The organism is Streptomyces aureus (assembly GCF_000725495.1).
GTDB lineage: Bacteria > Actinomycetota > Actinomycetes > Streptomycetales > Streptomycetaceae > Streptomyces > Streptomyces aureus_B.
The window spans coordinates 1-1,601 of record NZ_JNZD01000067.1 but is presented as its reverse complement, the minus strand read 5'-3'; the positions used below and the strand labels follow the sequence as shown (position 1 = coordinate 1,601).

Annotated in this window: 1 rRNA gene; it reads right to left on the bottom strand. The window is 57.3% G+C overall.

The window, feature by feature from the left end:
* A 23S ribosomal RNA gene (locus tag IO36_RS35970) occupies positions 1-1,544 on the bottom strand; the annotation flags it as partial.
* Positions 1,545-1,601: the final 57 nt, after the last annotated feature.

The window sequence follows — 1,601 nt, the reverse complement described above, 5'->3', positions numbered from 1 at the left end:
TCGATGTTTGACGCTTCACAGCGGGTACCGGAATATCAACCGGTTATCCATCGACTACGCCTGTCGGCCTCGCCTTAGGTCCCGACTTACCCTGGGCAGATCAGCTTGACCCAGGAACCCTTAGTCAATCGGCGCACACGTTTCTCACGTGTGTATCGCTACTCATGCCTGCATTCTCACTCGTCAACCGTCCACGACTACCTTCCAGTGCCGCTTCACCCGGCAGACGACGCTCCCCTACCCATCACAGCGGGCGTTGGCCCTATTGCTGCAATGACACGACTTCGGCGGTACGCTTGAGCCCCGCTACATTGTCGGCGCGGAATCACTAGACCAGTGAGCTATTACGCACTCTTTCAAGGGTGGCTGCTTCTAAGCCAACCTCCTGGTTGTCTCTGCGACTCCACATCCTTTCCCACTTAGCGTACGCTTAGGGGCCTTAGTCGATGCTCTGGGCTGTTTCCCTCTCGACCATGGAGCTTATCCCCCACAGTCTCACTGCCGCGCTCTCACTTACCGGCATTCGGAGTTTGGCTAAGGTCAGTAACCCGGTAGGGCCCATCGCCTATCCAGTGCTCTACCTCCGGCAAGAAACACACGACGCTGCACCTAAATGCATTTCGGGGAGAACCAGCTATCACGGAGTTTGATTGGCCTTTCACCCCTAACCACAGGTCATCCCCCAGGTTTTCAACCCTGGTGGGTTCGGTCCTCCACGACCTCTTACAGCCGCTTCAACCTGCCCATGGCTAGATCACTCCGCTTCGGGTCTTGAGCGCGCTACTGAATCGCCCTATTCGGACTCGCTTTCGCTACGGCTTCCCCACACGGGTTAACCTCGCAACGCACCGCAAACTCGCAGGCTCATTCTTCAAAAGGCACGCAGTCACGAGACACCAAGCAAGCTTGATGTCCGACGCTCCCACGGCTTGTAGGCACACGGTTTCAGGTACTATTTCACTCCGCTCCCGCGGTACTTTTCACCATTCCCTCACGGTACTATCCGCTATCGGTCACCAGGGAATATTTAGGCTTAGCGGGTGGTCCCGCCAGATTCACACGGGATTTCTCGGGCCCCGTGCTACTTGGGTGTCTCTCAAACGAGCCGCTGATGTTTCGACTACGGGGGTCTTACCCTCTACGCCGGACCTTTCGCATGTCCTTCGCCTACATCAACGGTTTCTGACTCGTCTCACAGCCGGCAGACTGTGAAAGAGAGATCCCACAACCCCCCAAGCGCAACCCCTGCCGGGTCTCACACGCTTGAGGTTTGGCCTCATCCGGTTTCGCTCGCCACTACTCCCGGAATCACGGTTGTTTTCTCTTCCTGCGGGTACTGAGATGTTTCACTTCCCCGCGTTCCCTCCACACTGCCTATGTGTTCAGCAGTGGGTGACAGCCCATGACGACTGCCGGGTTTCCCCATTCGGAAACCCCCGGATCAAAGCCTGGTTGACGGCTCCCCGGGGACTATCGTGGCCTCCCACGTCCTTCATCGGTTCCTGGTGCCAAGGCATCCACCGTGCGCCCTTAAAAACTTGGCCACAGATGCTCGCGTCCACTGTGCAGTTCTCAAACAACGACCAACCACCCATCACCCC